The 15,622-nt window shown below is 60.2% G+C and carries 13 protein-coding genes; 6 read left to right on the top strand and 7 right to left on the bottom strand.

What is annotated here, in order from left to right:
* The first annotated feature begins 486 nt into the window (after positions 1–486).
* From pstS to pstB, 4 genes are all read left to right on the top strand, one after another.
* Complete coding sequence (gene pstS / locus JOE39_RS09300; RefSeq protein ID WP_122336340.1) at positions 487–1,512, top strand: phosphate ABC transporter substrate-binding protein PstS; 1,026 nt, start codon at positions 487–489, stop codon at positions 1,510–1,512.
* 81 nt (positions 1,513–1,593) lie between these two features.
* Positions 1,594–2,589: a phosphate ABC transporter permease subunit PstC gene (gene pstC, locus JOE39_RS09295; RefSeq protein WP_003315456.1), complete on the top strand. Its 996-nt coding sequence runs from the start codon at positions 1,594–1,596 to the stop codon at positions 2,587–2,589.
* Positions 2,586–3,470 (top strand): phosphate ABC transporter permease PstA, encoded by an 885-nt coding sequence (gene pstA, locus JOE39_RS09290; RefSeq protein WP_003396464.1) that lies wholly within the window; start codon positions 2,586–2,588, stop codon positions 3,468–3,470. The genes pstC and pstA overlap by 4 nt, the downstream gene beginning before the upstream one ends.
* The gene (pstB, locus tag JOE39_RS09285) at positions 3,470–4,249 is read left to right on the top strand and encodes a phosphate ABC transporter ATP-binding protein PstB (protein ID WP_002553918.1); all 780 of its coding nucleotides are present in this window, start codon (positions 3,470–3,472) and stop codon (positions 4,247–4,249) included. The genes pstA and pstB overlap by 1 nt, the downstream gene beginning before the upstream one ends.
* Here pstB and JOE39_RS09280 read toward each other — a convergent pair whose 3' ends face one another.
* Entirely contained in the window at positions 4,250–5,179 is a 930-nt protein-coding gene (locus tag JOE39_RS09280) for a LysR family transcriptional regulator (RefSeq protein WP_122336339.1), read from the bottom strand.
* Between the two features lie 239 nt (positions 5,180–5,418).
* Between JOE39_RS09280 and JOE39_RS09275 the strand changes: the two genes are divergently transcribed.
* A complete protein-coding gene (locus JOE39_RS09275; RefSeq protein ID WP_122336338.1) occupies positions 5,419–6,417 on the top strand; it encodes an alpha/beta hydrolase in 999 nt (332 codons plus the stop codon).
* Between the two features lie 68 nt (positions 6,418–6,485).
* Here the strand turns inward: JOE39_RS09275 and nirD are convergent, their stop codons facing one another.
* Together nirD and nirB are read right to left on the bottom strand one after the other, a co-directional pair.
* Positions 6,486–6,872: a nitrite reductase small subunit NirD gene (gene nirD / locus JOE39_RS09270; protein WP_003315451.1), complete on the bottom strand. Its 387-nt coding sequence runs from the start codon at positions 6,870–6,872 to the stop codon at positions 6,486–6,488.
* Positions 6,872–9,433 carry a nitrite reductase large subunit NirB gene (gene nirB / locus JOE39_RS09265; RefSeq protein WP_096113661.1) on the bottom strand — a complete coding sequence of 854 codons (2,562 nt, stop codon included), beginning with the start codon at positions 9,431–9,433 and terminating at the stop codon, positions 6,872–6,874. Before nirB ends, nirD begins: the two co-directional genes overlap by 1 nt.
* Positions 9,434–10,097: 664 nt before the next feature.
* Here nirB and JOE39_RS09260 point away from each other — a divergent pair.
* Entirely contained in the window at positions 10,098–10,592 is a 495-nt protein-coding gene (locus JOE39_RS09260; protein ID WP_003396470.1) for a GNAT family N-acetyltransferase, read from the top strand.
* A gap of 54 nt (positions 10,593–10,646) precedes the next feature.
* Here JOE39_RS09260 and JOE39_RS09255 read toward each other — a convergent pair whose 3' ends face one another.
* The 4 genes from JOE39_RS09255 to JOE39_RS09240 all read right to left on the bottom strand — a co-directional run bounded on the left by JOE39_RS09255 (position 10,647) and on the right by JOE39_RS09240 (position 15,580).
* A complete protein-coding gene (locus JOE39_RS09255) occupies positions 10,647–12,653 on the bottom strand; it encodes a U32 family peptidase (RefSeq protein WP_032662328.1) in 2,007 nt (668 codons plus the stop codon).
* A 106-nt stretch (positions 12,654–12,759) separates the two neighbouring features.
* Complete coding sequence (locus tag JOE39_RS09250) at positions 12,760–13,551, bottom strand: ABC transporter ATP-binding protein (RefSeq protein WP_010406918.1); 792 nt, start codon at positions 13,549–13,551, stop codon at positions 12,760–12,762.
* Positions 13,548–14,570: an iron chelate uptake ABC transporter family permease subunit gene (locus JOE39_RS09245; RefSeq protein WP_032662324.1), complete on the bottom strand. Its 1,023-nt coding sequence runs from the start codon at positions 14,568–14,570 to the stop codon at positions 13,548–13,550. The genes JOE39_RS09250 and JOE39_RS09245 overlap by 4 nt, the downstream gene beginning before the upstream one ends.
* Complete coding sequence (locus JOE39_RS09240) at positions 14,567–15,580, bottom strand: ABC transporter substrate-binding protein (RefSeq protein WP_003319259.1); 1,014 nt, start codon at positions 15,578–15,580, stop codon at positions 14,567–14,569. Before JOE39_RS09240 ends, JOE39_RS09245 begins: the two co-directional genes overlap by 4 nt.
* Between the last annotated feature and the right edge of the window lie 42 nt (positions 15,581–15,622).

The raw sequence follows: 15,622 nt of genomic DNA, 5'->3' as shown, positions 1-15,622 counted from the left end.
TTGGTCATTGGCCAGTGGCCATAGGTGCCGTCGAACCCGACGAACGGTAGATATGTTCGATACATGACGGCTTACGTCGTTGCTATCAGCCGTGAGAGCGATCGCGCGCTCTTTTCGGTCCTCATACACCCCCTTAGCGCCGTCGAAAGCGGATTTTTAAGTTGATTTAGCTATAACGTGACCGCTTGGTCATTTACAACGATTCTTAAAATCACACTTTCTTACATTTTTATAACGCAGCTGGCATTCCGCTATCTGATGAGTGGTGGCAGAACGCTATTTGGCTTGGCACCACGCAAATAGCCCGTAAACATTGGCTTTCAAAGGGTTTGTCACCACCAGCGACGTAAGAAATTACTTACAAAAAGGTTCCGCGCCCGACACGATTCGTTGGATTGTCATTAAACAGCAACATTTGAGGTTTTAAATCCGCCTCGGGCCTCCTTAAGTGGACCACCACACAATCTCCTGGACTGAGGTATTACCGTGATTCTGCTGACTAAAAAACGCTTGTCGCTTCTGATCGCATCGCTGTGCCTTAGCGGTGTGGCTCACGCGACTGATGTAACAGGCGCTGGTTCGAGTTTCGTCTACCCGGTTATTTCGGCGTGGTCCCAGGACTACAGCAAGAGCAAGGATAACCGTATCAACTATCAGTCCATCGGTTCGGGTGGTGGTATTGCCCAGATCAAGGCTGCGACCGTTGACTTCGGCGCATCCGACGCCCCGATGTCCGCAGAAGATCTGCAGGCTGGCGGTCTGGGTCAGTTCCCGAGCGTGATCGGCGGTATCGTGCCGATCATCAACGTCGAAGGCGTCGAAAGTGGCGCACTGAAGCTGGACGGCCCAACCATCGCCAAGATATTCATGGGCGACATCAAGAAGTGGAACGACCCTGCAATCGTTGCCCTGAACCCTGATTTGAAAGATCACCTGAAAGATGTGGCGATCACCGTCGTTCACCGTTCGGACGGTTCGGGCACCACGTACAACTTCACCAACTACCTGAGCAAAGTCAGCCCGGAGTGGAACGAGAAGCTGAAGTTCGGCTCGACCGTACAGTGGCCAGCAGGCGTGGGCGGCAAGGGTAACGAAGGTGTTTCGGCCTACGTGAAGCAGATCAAGGGTTCGATCGGCTACGTCGAGTACTCCTACGCGACCACCAACAAGCTGTCCTACACTCAGCTGAAAAACGCTGCCGGCAAATTCATCAAGCCTGATGCCAAGGCATTTGCTGCTGCCGCTGATACTGCCGACTGGGCAAGCGCCAAAGACTTCAACCTGATCATGACCAACGCGCCAGGTGAGGCTGCATGGCCGATCACCGCGACCACCTGGATCATCATGTACAAGAAAGCCAAGAACGAAGAGAAAAGCACGGCTGCTTTCGACTTCTTCAAGTGGTCCCTGGAAAACGGCCAGAAGCAGGCCGAGAAACTGGAATATGTAGCATTGCCGAAATCGCTGGTTGATCGCGTGGAAAGCTACTGGAAAACGGAATTCACCAAGTAAGTGATTCAACCCGTACCACCCCTGTCATCAGCCGCGATATCGGCTCGGTGACAGGGGCTTTTCCTTGCGAGTGGCCTCAACATGACTGAAAACACCCAATACCTGTCCGCTAACGTCTCCGCTGGTGAGTCCGAGGGCGAGAAGCGCGCCAAACGGGATCATCGTCATGACCTGTGGTTCAAGCGTTCATTGCAGGCTGCAGCGATGCTGGTGCTTGCTTTGCTGGGTTGTATTGCCTTGTCGACCCTGTGGGGCGGCAGTCTGGCATTCCAGACTTTCGGGTTTAGCTTTCTGACCAGCACCGAGTGGGACGTGAACGCCGGCAAGTTCGGCGCCCTGGTTCCAATCTACGGCACCCTGGTTACCTCTTTTCTGGCTTTGCTGATCGCCGTACCGGTGAGTTTCGGCATTGCAATCTTTCTTACCGAAGTAGCGCCGCCTTGGTTGCGCATGCCGATCGCCTCGGCCATCGAGCTGTTGGCCGGTATCCCTTCGATCATCTACGGCATGTGGGGGCTGTTTGTCTTCGGCCCGTTCATGGCTGAACACCTGTCGCCGTGGATCACCGAAAACCTTGGCGCACTGCCGCTGATCGGTCCGATGTTCCAAGGGCCGCCGCTGGGTATCGGCATGCTGACCGCCGGCATCGTGCTTGCGATCATGATCACGCCGTTCATTACCTCGGTGATGCAGGAAGTCTTCCGCACCGTGCCCGTGGCCCTTAAAGAATCGGCCTATGCACTGGGCGGTACAACCTGGGAAGTGGTCTGGGACATCGTGCTGCCTTACACCCGTTCGGCCGTTGTCGGCGGTGTGTTCCTCGGTCTGGGACGCGCGCTCGGCGAAACCATGGCGGTAACCTTCGTACTGGGCAACGCGCATCAGTTCTCGGCTTCGCTGATGATGCCGAGCAGTTCGATCGCTTCGGTGATCGCCAACGAGTTCAACGAGGCCTATACCGACTTGCACCGTTCCGCACTGATCGCCCTCGGCTTCCTGTTGTTCGTCGTCACCTTCATCGTGCTGGCCCTTGCACGCCTGATGCTGTCGCGCCTTTCGCGTAAGGAGGGGTTATGAGTAAGGATGTGACCGGCAGCGAGCACCTGTATCGGGTTCGCAGTTTCAAGAACAAGATTGCAATGGTACTCAGCTGTGGTGCCACTGCCTTTGGCCTGCTGTGGCTGGTGTGGATTCTGCTGACCACCATCATCAAGGGCATCGACGCGCTCAACCTGCAACTGTTTACCGGCATGACTCCGCCGCCTGGTACCGAGGGTGGCCTGGCCAACGCGTTCTACGGCAGCGTGCTGATGTCCGGCATCGGCCTGCTGATCGGTACGCCGATCGGCCTGATGGCCGGCATCTGGCTGGCCGAATTTGCCCGCTACACCAAACTGGGCAACACGGTTCGCTTCATCAACGACATCCTGCTGTCGGCACCTTCCATCGTGCTCGGTCTGTTCGTCTACACCGTCGTGGTACTGCCACTCAACGCGGTGACAGGCCATCAGGTGGGCTTTTCGGCGATTGCCGGTGCGCTGGCGCTGGCATTGCTGGTGATACCGGTGGTGGTGCGTACCACTGACGAAATGATGCAACTGCAACCCTCGACCATGCGTGAAGCTGCGCTGGCGCTGGGTGTACCGCAATGGAAGCTGACCCTGCAAATCGTCCTTCGCGCGGCCAAGGCGGGTGTGGTAACCGGCGTATTGCTCGCATTGGCACGCATCACCGGCGAAACCGCGCCGCTGCTGTTCACCGCTTTCGGCAACCAGTTCTGGAGCAGCGATCTGCTCAAACCCATCGCCAGCGTTCCGGTGGTGGTTTTCCAGTACGCCATGAGCCCGTTCGATGACTGGCACTCCCTGGCATGGGCCGGTGCGCTGGTCATGACGTTGTTCGTACTGATACTGAGTCTGCTGTCTCGCTTAATTCTTCTGCGCAATAGGGCGTCCTGATGAACAACCTTTCCCTGGCCAACGAAAAAACCAAGATCCAAGTACGCGGTCTGGAGTTTTTCTACAACAACCAGAAGTCGTTGAAGTCCATCGACATGACCATCCCCGAGAAGCGCATCACTGCGATCATCGGCCCGTCGGGTTGCGGTAAATCGACCCTGCTGCGCGTCTTCAACCGCATCTACGCGATGTACCCGAAGCAGGAAGCGCGCGGTGAAGTGCTGCTCAATGGCGAGAACATCCTGGCGCCAGGCTATTCGATGAACCGCCTGCGCAGTCATGTGGGCATGGTGTTTCAGAAGCCTGTGCCGTTCCCGATGTCGATCTACGACAACATTTCCTATGCCATCAAGCACCACGAAAAACTGTCGCGTCGGGAAATGGAAGATCGCGTCGAGCAGGCCCTGCGTGGCGCGGCCTTGTGGGACGAGGTCAAGGACAAGCTCAAGCAGAGCGCGACCGGCCTGTCCGGTGGTCAGCAGCAGCGTCTGTGCATCGCCCGCACCATCGCGTTGCGTCCTCAGGTATTGCTGCTCGACGAGCCGACCTCGGCACTTGACCCGATTTCCACAGGACGTATCGAACAGCTGATCACCGAGCTTAAAGAGCAGTTCACCGTGATCATAGTGACTCACAACATGCAGCAAGCGGCGCGTTGCTCCGACTACACGGCCTTCATGTTCATGGGGGAACTGATCGAGCACGGCGACACCGACACCATCTTCACCAAGCCCTCCAAGACCCAGACCGAAGATTACATCACCGGTCGTTTCGGCTGATCATCCGGTCAGGGCGGGCGCTTCCTGGCGCTCGCCCATGAACTCCTCGATCCTGCTGCGCAGCCAACGCTCGGCAGGGTCGCTGTCCATCACACTCAGCCACGTCATTGACAGGTCCAGCCCCGGCGTGGGGAAGGGCAGTGGCTCGTCATACAGCAAACCCAAGGCGCTCATGGCCTTTGCCGCGTAGTCGGATAGCCCCGAAATCATGTCGGTGCCGGCCATCAAGGCGGGCAGGGTGGCGAACTGCGGCACCGACAACACCACCTGCCGCTTGCGCCCCAGCGCGGTCAGCCACTCATCGGAGAAACTATTGACGCTCGCGACGTGCGACACCACTACGTGCGGGCGCGAGCAGTATTCGTCCAGGCTCATGGGGCTGGCAGGCTTGTCGGCGCGCACCAGCCTCGGCTGCACGTTACGCAGGGTCTTGCGCTTGGCGTTGGCCGGTAGTTCACGGGTCAGGCAGACGCCAACGGTGATATCGCCGGACATCAGCACTTCGGAGATATTCAGGTAGTCGACATGCTTGACCACGATCACCACGCCGGGCGCTTCCAGGCGGATGGCCTTGAGCATCGCCGGCAGCAGGCCGAATTCGACGTCATCGGTCAGGCCGATGCGAAAGGTCATTTTGCTGACTGATGGATCGAAGTCGGTGGTCAGGCTGAGCGCCGTGGACATGGCGTCCAGCGCGGGCGTCAGGTGCTTGAGAATCTCGTGGGCGCGTGCAGTGGGTTCCATGCGGTGGCCGACGCGGATGAACAGCGGGTCGTTGAGCAGACTGCGCAGGCGATTCAAGGCAGCGCTTATCGTGGGCTGGCCGAGAAACAATTTTTCGGCTGCACGGGTGACGTTACGCTCCTGCATCAATGTTTCGAATACCACCATCAGGTTGATGTCGGCCTTGCGCAGTTCATTTCGATTCATTGCTGTTCCTTGGCATCAGACCCGGATGGCCAAAACGGCCGATAACGGGTGGCTAAGTCTAGGCAGTCCGCACAGAAGGCGTCCAGCATTTTGCCTCAACATGATGAAACGTCTGCTTACGCTTCTTCAGGCAGGAAAAGGGCGAATCTGTAGGGGGAAACAGGGTCTACTGGCGGGCCTGCGGTTTAACGTAAAAACCGCCGTGGATTCCCGATCCCTAGCTACAGGAGGTGCCCCTTATGCGGGCTGCAAAGATTGCCGGCATGTTGATGTCGTTGACGCTGTCAGGCGTAGCACTGGCTGAGACGCCCGGTTATGGCCAGCAACTGGAAGGTTTCACGTACCCCCATGCGCTGCACAAATTCAGTTTCCAGTCCCAGGGCCAGACGCTGGAAATGGGTTACATGGACGTCGCGCCCGGCGGCAAGGCGAATGGCCGCACCGCAGTGCTGCTGCATGGCAAGAATTTTTGCGCTGCGACCTGGGAAGACACCATCAAGGGACTGAGTGCCGCAGGCTATCGCGTTGTCGCACCGGATCAGATCGGTTTCTGCACCTCGACCAAGCCGGAGCACTATCAGTACAGCTTCCAGCAGTTTTCGATGAATACCCATGCGCTGCTGGAAAAGCTGGGTATCGACAAGGCCTCTGTGATCGGTCACTCCACGGGCGGCATGCTCGCTACGCGTTACGCGTTGATGTACCCGAAACAGACCGAGAAGCTGGTGATGGTCAACCCTATCGGCCTCGAGGACTGGAAAGCACTCGGCGTGCCGTACCGCAGCGTCGATCAGTGGTATGAACGAGAGCTGAAGACCACCGCCGAAGGCATTCGCGCCTACGAGCAGAAGACCTACTACGATGGTCGCTGGAAGCCTGAGTATGACAAGTGGGTCGACATGCTGGCCGGTCTGAACAAAGGGCCGGGGCACAAGATCGTGGCCTGGAACTCGGCGTTGATCTACGACATGATTTTCACCCAGCCGGTGTTCTACGAGTTTCCCAAATTGCAGGTGCCGACGGTGCTGATGATTGGCGATGCCGATACCACTGCCATCGGCAGCGACATCGCGCCGCCTGAGGTCAAGGCGAAGATCGGCAATTACAAGGTATTAGGCAAGCAGGTGGCGCAGATGATCCCGGGCGCCAGGCTGGTGGAGTTCAAGGGCAAGGGCCATGCCCCGCAGATGGAAGACCCGCAGGGCTTCAACAAGGCGTTGGTCTCCGAGCTTCAATAAGCTGCAAGAAATGCCCCGCAGCAACCTGGTTCGACAGCGACCAGGTTGTCTGCGATCGGCATTGTCGATTAAACGGCAATCTCTACCTGATCACCCTTGAGCCTTACCGGCCAGACGTCGAGCCGCTGTTCCGGGTATTCGATGCAACTGCCGTCGTGCAGACGAAAGTGCTGCTTGTACAGCGGCGAAGCGATGACCAGCTCGCCCGCGATCTGCCCGATCAGACCACGCCCGATCACGTTCGCCCCGGATTTGGGATCGCGGTTGTCGATAGCAAAGAGCTGCTCGCCCTGTGCGGTTTCGGGCAGGTAGAACAGCGCGACCTGCGCGCCGTCCAGCCATGCCACGACGCCTGAATTGGCGACCAGATCCGCGCGCCCACACAGCGTCTGCCAGTGCGGCTGCGCTGCCGTGGGCGCATTGTCGCCGGCAAGTATTGTCTGAGACGCGTTCATCACACTACCTCCTTGAACAACGGAATAAGGGCCAGCTCTTCGGGTTTTGCCGGACGGCGCTGGGCGCGTTCCTTGACGAACTGCACGTCGGGGTCAGCACGCCCGTCGTTGACGAAAGTGCGGAAACGCTTGAGCTTTTCCGGGTCCTTGAGGGCGTTGGCCCATTCGCATTCGTAGCGGTCGACCACCAGTTGCATCTGCGACTCCAGCTCTGCGGCCAGGCCCAGGCTGTCGTCGATGATGACCGCCTTGAGATACTCGAGGCCGCCTTCCAGCGTTTCACGCCAGACCGAGGTACGTTGCAGCTTGTCGGCGGTGCGGATGTAGAGCATCAGAAAGCGGTCGATGTAACGAATCAGGGTTTCGTCATCCAGGTCGGTGGCGAACAACTCGGCGTGACGCGGACGCATGCCGCCGTTACCGCACAGGTACAGGTTCCAGCCGTTCTCGGTGGCAATTACGCCGACGTCCTTGCTCTGCGCTTCGGCGCATTCGCGTGTGCAGCCGGACACGGCGAACTTGAGTTTGTGCGGCGAGCGCAGGCCCTTGTAACGGTCCTCAATGCGCAGCGCCATGGCGACGCTGTCCTGCACGCCGTAGCGACACCAGGTGCTGCCAACACAGGATTTAACCGTACGGGTCGACTTGCCGTAGGCATGGCCGGTCTCGAAGCCTGCCTCGATCAGCTCGCTCCAGATATCCGGCAACTCGTGCAGCTGCGCGCCGAACAGGTCGATGCGCTGGCCGCCGGTGATCTTGGTGTACAAGTCGTATTTTTTCGCCACCGCGCCAATCGCAATCAGGCCGTCCGGGGTAATTTCACCACCCGGAATACGTGGCACCACCGAGTAGGTGCCGTTTTTCTGCATGTTGGCCATGAAGGTGTCGTTGGTGTCCTGCAGTGGCACCAGCGAAGGCTCGGTGATGGGGCGGTTCCAGCACGACGCCAGGATCGAGCCGACTGCGGGCTTGCAGATGTCGCAGCCATGCGCGCCTTTGCCATGGCGAGTCAGCAGTTCGTCAAAGGTCTCGATGCCTTCGACGCGCACCATCGAGTACAACTCCTGGCGGGTATAAGCGAAGTGTTCGCAGAGGCTTTTGTCGACCGCCACACCGCGGGCCATCAGTTCATGCTCGAAAACCTGTTTGAGCAGTGCGGTGCAACCGCCGCAACCGGTGGCCGCCTTGGTGCAGGACTTGATTGCGGCCAGATCGGTGCAGCCATTGTCGATGGCCGAGCACACGGCGCCTTTGCTGACGTTATGGCAGGAGCAGATGGTCGCTGTGGCGGGCAGGGCATCGGCGCCCAGCGTCGGTGCGCCTTCGCCACGCGGCAGAATCAGGCTCGATGGATCGGCGGGCAGCGGGATGCCGTTCTGCGCATATTGCAGCAGCGTGTCGTAGTAGCTGTTATCGCCGACCAGCACCGCGCCGAGTACCTGCTTGCCATCGGCCGACACCACCAGGCGACGGTAGCTGGCGGTGGCTTCGTCAATGAAGCGATAACTGACCGCCCCGGCCAGCGCGCCGTGTGCATCACCGATGGAGCCGACGTCCACGCCCAGCAGTTTGAGCTTGGTGGACATGTCGGCGCCGAAGAACGCGTCAGTATCCTGTTCGCACAACTGCGCTGCCACGCCACGGGCCATTTGATAACCGGGCGCAACCAGGCCGAACACACTGCCGTTCCAGGCTGCGCATTCGCCGATGGCATAGATATCGGCGTCGCTGGTGCGGCAATGCTCGTCGATTGCGATGCCGCCGCGTGGGCCGAGAGCCAGTTCACACTGACGGGCCAGGGCGTCTTGCGGGCGAATACCTGCGGAGAACACGATCAGGTCGGTTTCGAGAAACTCGTCATTGGCAAAGTTCATGCGATAGCGGTACTGCTTGCCGTCGCTGATCGACTGCGTGGCGCGGGACAAATGCACGCCGACGCCCAGCGCTTCGATACGCGCTTTCAACGCAGCGCCACCGAGCTCATCCAGTTGCACCGGCATGAGACGCGGCGCGAACTCGACGACATGGGCTTCCAGCCCCAGCGATTTAAGCGCATTGGCCGCTTCCAGCCCCAGCAGTCCGCCGCCGACCACGACGCCACGGCGGGCTTTCGACGCGGCATAGCGAATGCTGTCCAGGTCCTCCAGTGTGCGATAGACCAGCCGGGAGTTGCCTCGGGCGCCTTCGATAGGCGGTACGAACGGGTAGGAGCCGGTGGCCAGAATCAGCTTGTCGTACCCGAAGCAGCCTTCGGCGGTGATGATTTCGTGACGATCACGATCGATCTCCAGCACCGGTACGCCGAGGTGCAGCGTCAGGCCGGGTTGTTCGTAAACGGACATCTCGCTCATGGCCAGCGATTCGGCGTCGCGGCCAGTGAAGTATTCGGACAGGTGCACGCGGTCGTAGGCGCGCTGTGTTTCTTCGCCAAAGACGTGGATGCGATAGCGTTCGAGTGCGCCGCCTGCGATCAACTGCTCGACGCAATGATGCCCGACCATGCCATTACCGACGACGATCAGGGTTTTTACATCGTTGAGGGGGAAGACTGTGGTGTTCATAGCGAGTCCCGGCCGAGGCCAATCAGGTTTTTCAAAGCAAAAAAAAAGCGCCCGGAACCGTTCGGTTCCAGGCGCCTTTGCCTGTTGTTTTATTGGGTATTCTGGGGTGTCATCGAGCCACGTTGCCGGAAGCACCCGAGTAGCCCTCTGGTCTTTGCGAGACTGGCGATCCACATCGATCAACCGGGGCGGCCCGACCACATTCATGGTGGGGTTGTTGAGGATTATGCAGAGGTTGTGCCAGCTTGCGCCGGCAGCGCTTCAAGCCCGAATGGGCAATGCCCGCACGGCCGCGCAGCGTTTACAGCCGCATCTGGCGCAGGATTTTTCCTGCCTTGCATTGGTGCGCATCAAGGGGGCTGCGCTGTAAAGCTGTGCGCTGTGCGCTGTGCGCTGTACGCTGTACGCGGAGCGTGGGCACGATAACGGCGTGCCTGCGGTCTGTCATTGATTCTGCCCGCCGGTCGCTCCCACGGCCTTCGGCCAGAATCAAAAGCGGACTTGCGTATAACGCTGAGCGTTCCGCGTGGGAATGCCTGTCGTGACGCTCCGCGTCGCAATTCTGCGCCGCGCCGCCTGCTCTATAGTTAAGCCGTGCGTTCAGAAGCCCAAGGCTGGCGTAACATGTGTATCACCCTGCAATTCCCCCAATAAGTCCGTGCTCATGAACATCACTATCACTGAAGTACACCCCTCCGAGATTCCGCACACCGTCGATTTCGTCATGCGCGCGCGTGCCGCGATCTTTCCCTTGCTCGACACCGTCACCGTTCCGCCCGATCTGGCCGGTTTCGAGCAGGTGTATCTGAACGGTGAGAACGGCAAGTTCCTGATCGCCCGCTGTGAAGGGCAGATCATCGCGGCTGTGGGCTACCTGCCTTACGATCATCGTTTCCCGCAGTTCGATTACCGCGGGCGCAGAACTGTCGAGATCGTACGTCTGTTCGTCACGCCGGAGTTTCGCGGCGACGGGCTGGCCAGCCGCTTATGTCAGGCGCTCTGGGCTCATGCCGAGGCAGGCGGCATAGAGGTTTTGTACCTGCATACCCATCCATTTCTGCCAGGCGCGATTCGTTTCTGGGAGAAACAGGGCTTTGCCGTAACCGATGTGGAAAGCGATCCGGTGTGGAACACCACCCACATGGAGCGCGTTCTTTAAGAGGGCTTTATCAGAGACGTAAGGGGTTGGCAGGGTGCCAACCCCTTGTACCGATCAATGCGGAGAACGCTGACGCGCAGTCTTGAGCAGGTCTTCCGGCGTGATGTGGCCGACCACCGATTTGGCCGCCGCGCTGCCAGGTAGCGGCAAGTCGAGAATGTGACCTTTCATCTTGCCGATCACGTGCATTTCGCAAGGCTTGCAATCGAACTTGAGGGTCAGCACTTCATCACCGTGCACCAGTTGCATCGGCGCGACCTTGGTGCGCACGCCTGTCACACCTTTGGCCTGTTTCGGGCACAGGTTGAACGAGAAACGCAGGCAATGCTTGGTGATCATCACCGGCACTTCGCCGGTCTCTTCGTGGGCCTCGTAGGCCGCGTCGATCAACTGCACGCCGTGGCGATGATAGAAGTCGCGAGCCTTCTGGTTGTAGACGTTGGCCAGAAAAGACAAGTGCGACTCCGGGTACACCGGTGGCGGAGTGGTCTCGGCCTTGCGTCCGCCGCGCGGATGAGCCTTGATGCGGGCTTCGGTCAATGCCTCGATGGCGTCGCGGCGCAGGGTCTTGAGCTGCGAGTTGGGCACGAAGAACGCCTGTGGCGCGTCAAGCCTGACATCCTGGGCATGATAGATCGTGGTGCCCAGTTGGGTGAGCAGGTCACGCAGCTGATCCAGCGCCTGCTCGGGCTTGTTGGCCGTTCCGAATGGCCCATCAAGACCGACCGTGACGCTCACGCCTTCTTCGCTGGTGGCTTTCAGGCTCAAATGATCTTCGCGCAGCGTGACCTGCCATTGAACGCCGATACGACGCTCGGCCGAGGTCTTGAGCAGCGCTTGTTGCCAGTTGTGGTCCAGGTTGCGGTTCAGCGGATGATTGGGGCGTAGGCTGGAAAGGGCCGCTGGCATCTCGTTGGGCTCCACGCGATAGCGCCAGCGTTTCTGGCCGTCTTCTTCGAACTCGCCCTTGAGCTCGGCGATGTTGGCACGGAAGCCCACCACTTCACGCTTGATCTGCACATTGAGGCCATCGCCGTTGGACAGCGGCTCATGGGTCACGGCGATCAGATCGCGCTTGCCGAGCTTTTCAACGGTGCCCACCGCCAGACCAGTGAAGGTCGGCGTGTCGAACGCGCCGATGTCGATCTTGCGGTCGCTGACGAAATAATCGGTGCTGCCGCGATGAAAGGTCTTTTCCGGGTCCGGCACGAAAAAGTGCGCGGTACGGCCGCTGGAAGCACGTGCCAGGTCCGTGCGATCTTCGAGAATCTCGTCCAGACGCTGGCGATAATAAGCGGTGATGTTTTTTACGTAGCCCGCATCCTTGTAGCGTCCTTCGATCTTGAACGAGCGCACGCCGGCGTCCACCAGTGCACGCAGGTTGGCACTCTGGTTGTTGTCTTTCATCGACAACAGATGCTTTTCGAAGGCCACAACGCGACCCTGATCATCCTTGAGGGTGTATGGCAGGCGGCAGGCTTGCGAGCAGTCACCACGGTTGGCGCTGCGGCCGTTTTGCGCGTGGGAAATATTGCACTGCCCGGAGAACGCCACGCACAGTGCGCCGTGGATGAAGAATTCGATGGCCGCGTCGGTTTCGTCAGCGATAGCGCGGATTTCCTGCAGATTCAGTTCCCGGGCCAGCACCAGTTGCGAGAAACCGGCCTGATCGAGAAACTTCGCCCGGCTCAGGGTGCGAATATCGGTTTGCGTACTGGCGTGCAGCTCGATGGGCGGAATGTCCATCTCCATCACCCCGAGGTCCTGCACGATCAGTGCGTCCACGCCGGCGTCGTAGAGCTGGTGAATCAGCTTGCGCGCAGGCTCCAGTTCGTCGTCATGGAGGATGGTGTTGATGGTGGTAAAGATCCGCGCGTGATAGCGGTGCGCGAATTTGACCAGCTCGGCAATGTCACTGACCTCGTTACAGGCGTTGTGCCGTGCACCAAAGCTCGGCCCGCCGATATAGACCGCATCGGCACCATGCAGGATGGCTTCACGGGCGATGGCCACATCCCGTGCAGGGCTGAGCAATTCCAGGTGGTGCTTGGGTAACGACATGGCAACGGGATCCGGCTGCGGGCAAAGCGCGCATTGTAGTGCCACAGACCGCGCGGTGCACCTGTTGCAGATTGCAGCAGGTGCCGGACTGACCATCGGCGCGGTTTCAGCGCGAGCGCAGGCGCAGAATCTTCGCCCCGTCACTGGGGTCGGTCAGCCAGTGCGCCACGACGCCGAAGGTGCTCAGCAGGCGTTCCGGGGTCAGCACCTCGAGCGGCGCACCCAGCGCGACCAGCCGACCCTTTTCCATGACCGCCACACGGTCGCAGTCCAGTGCCTGATTCAGATCGTGCAGGGCAATCACGGTGGTCACCGGCAACGCCCTGACCAGACCGAGGATGGTCAGTTGGTGCTGGATGTCCAGATGATTGGTCGGTTCGTCCAGCAGAAGGATCTGCGGCCGTTGCGCCAGCGCCCGGGCGATGTGAACGCGCTGCCGCTCGCCACCGGACAAGGTGTGCCAGGCGCGTTTTTGCAGGTGCAGCATGTCCACATCCTGCAACGCCTGGCGAACGATCGCGTCGTCCTCGGCGCTCCACGGCTCGAGTGCCGACAGCCATGGCGTGCGGCCCAGTTCGACGGCATCCAGTACGGTCACGGCGTCGCTGGTTTCAGCTTGCTGCTCGACCACCGCCAGCAGGCGCGCCACGTCCCTGCGGCTCAACGCCTCAAGTGCTTGCCCGCCCAGGCTGACCGAGCCGCTGACCGGCTTCTGAATGCCGGCCAGTAGCTTGAGCAGGGTGGATTTGCCCGAGCCGTTGGGACCGACCACGGCCAGGGTTTCACCCGCGGCAATGCTCAGGTCGACATCGCGCAGCAGCGCCGCGCCACGAACCGAATAACCCAGACCGGAACAACCGAGCACCGGTGTACTGGGCGGATGAGGTAAGGCGTTCATCGCGTGCTGTTGCCCCGGATAAGAATCAAAGCGAAGACCGGTGCGCCGATCAGTGCGGTAATCACCCCGATCGGCAGCGCCTGCCCCTTGATCAGTGTGCGCGAAAGGATATCGGCAGCGATCAGAAACAGTGCACCGCTCAAGGCACTCAGCGGCACCAGCCGCGCGTGCCGGACACCGACCAGCATGCGCACCGCGTGCGGGATCACCAGCCCGACGAAACCGATGGAGCCGACAATCGAGACCATCACTGCGGTGACCAGCGCGGCGGTAGCGATCAATATGATCTGCACGCGGCGTACCGCGATCCCCAGTGACGCGGCCGAGTCGCTGCCGAAGGTGAACGCGTCCAGCGCTCGCCGGTGCCAGAGGCACACCAGCAGACCGACCAGCACCGTCGGCACGGCCAGCCAGACCGAATGCCAGCGCACGCCGCTGAGGTTACCCAGCAGCCAGAACATGATGCCGCGTGCCTGCTCGGAGCTTGCGGATTTGGTGATCAGAAACGAGGTCAGGGCATTAAACAGTTGCGAACCGGCGATCCCGGCCAGAATGATCTGCCCGGCTGCCGTGGTGCCGCGTGAAGAGTGCGCCAGCAGGGCGACCATCGAAAATGCCGCCACGGCCCCGACAAAGGCACCCGCCGACATCGAGATCGCACCTGCACCGAAGCCCAGAATGGCGACCAGTACTGCACCGGTCGAGGCCCCTGCGGAGATCCCCAGCAGATACGGGTCTGCCAGCGGGTTGCGCAATAGCGACTGCAACACCACACCACAGATCGCCAGCCCGGCCCCGCAGGCCGCTGCGACAATGGCGCGGGTCAGCCGGTAGTTCCAGACAATGCCTTCGTCGATAGGGTCGAGCACATAGCCGGCGGCCCAGAGTTTGTTGGCCAGCACCTGAAAAACCACCTGCAGGCTGATCGAGGTTTCGCCGATCGCGGCCCCGATCATGATCGCCAGCACCAGCACCGCCGAAACCCAGAGCACATGAACCAACGCTATCGGCAATCTCATTTGGCAGCGTTGAAACGGTTGGCGGCGTCAGCCAGTTCCTCGAACCCGGTGAACAGACGCAGGCCAGCCTGCATGCCCTCGGCGTCGATGATCACGATCCGGTCATGCTTGACTGCGTCCATGTTGCGGGTCACCGGGTCGGTCTTGAGGAATTCGATTTTTTTCAGGTAATCGTCGGCCGGGAAGCGGCGGCGATCCATGCGCGCGATGACCAGAATGCTCGGGTTGGCCTTGGCGATGGTTTCCCAGCCCACGGTTGGCCACTCTTCGTCGGACTGGACAATATTGCGCATGCCCAGGCTGTTGAGCATGAAGTCTGGAATGCCTTTGCGGCCTGCCACGAAAGGGTCGCTGGCAAGGTCGGAGCTGGAGAACCAGAACAGCGCCGAGACGTCGTTGGCCTTGTTCTGCCTGACGTTGGCAATCGCTGCGCTCAGGCGGGCCTTGAGGTCGGTGACCAGCGCGTCGCCGCGATCCTGTACATCGAAAATCTGCGCCAGTTGCTCGATGCTCTTGTAGATGGTCTCGATGCGGAATGGCTCCAGTCGTGTGCCATCGGCACCGACCAGATTGTCCTTGCCTTCGCAGTCGGACGGCAGGATGTAAGTAGGTATCTTCAGGTCATGGAACTGCTCGCGGGTGCCGACCACGCCCTGTTTGCCGACCATCCACTCCAGCTGCACGGCCACCAGTTCCGGTCGCTTGCCGATTACCGCTTCGAAACTGGGCTCGTTGTCGGCCAGGCGTTCGACCTTGTCGTTCTGCGCCTTGAAGCGTGGCAATACGTTGTTGAACCACAGCGAGGTGCCGACCAGTCTGTCGCCCAGGCCCAGTTCGTAAAGCATTTCGGTGCCGGCCTGGCCAATGGTTACAGCCTTGGTTGGCGCATGCGTGAAGGTCAGGGTCGCGCCACAGTTTTCAAGGGTCAGCGGGTACTGAGTGGGGGCGGCGAGGGCCAGGGTGGACAGCGTCAGGCTGGCAGCGAGTGCGGCGAGGCGGGGCAGCGACATGGAATGCGGTCTCCTTTGGAGCAGGTGCCAGGGCGCAATGCA

It is taken from the genome of Pseudomonas sp. PvP100, from assembly GCF_017833055.1.
GTDB lineage: Bacteria > Pseudomonadota > Gammaproteobacteria > Pseudomonadales > Pseudomonadaceae > Aquipseudomonas > Aquipseudomonas syringae.
Note: the sequence above shows the minus strand (reverse complement) of the source record. Positions and strands in the feature narration are given on the sequence as shown.